Annotated in this window: 1 pseudogene; it reads right to left on the reverse strand. The window is 75.1% G+C overall.

The features are described 5' to 3' along the window. Positions 1 to 445 (reverse strand): annotated as a pseudogene (locus LDO54_RS39360) (helix-turn-helix domain-containing protein); the annotation flags it as partial.

A 445-nucleotide genomic window follows, 5' to 3' on the forward strand; every position in this document is an offset into this window, starting at 1 on the left:
GCGCGATCAGCGTGTCGCGCGGCACGTCGCCAGGCCACGCTTCGGCGAGCGCGCGCGCCAGCACGAACAGCACCGGGCGGCGCGCGAGCGCGACCACAACCGCGCCGTGGCGCACGACGTGACGACAGGCATCCACGACGAGCACGTCCGCCGCGAGCAGCGCCTCGACATCGTCGAGCCGCAGCGGACGGATTTCGCCGCGCTCGATCAGCCGCGCGGCGGGCGCGCCCAGCAACTGCGCGGCGCTCTCGACTTCGGCGCTCAACGACGCGATGCGCGCCTCGCGGGCGGCCTCGGCCGCCTCGGCGAGCGCCACGCGCGCCGCGCCGGTCTGAATCTGCCGCATCGCAATACCCGCGACGATCAGCGCATGCGTGGCGCGCATCGCGGCGGGCAGGCGCTGCGGATTCATCGCGTCGATCCGGCGCGCGGCCTCGTCGATCTG

The sequence above is a fragment of the Paraburkholderia tropica genome, from assembly GCF_914484835.1.
GTDB classification, from domain to species: Bacteria; Pseudomonadota; Gammaproteobacteria; order Burkholderiales; family Burkholderiaceae; genus Paraburkholderia; species Paraburkholderia tropica_A.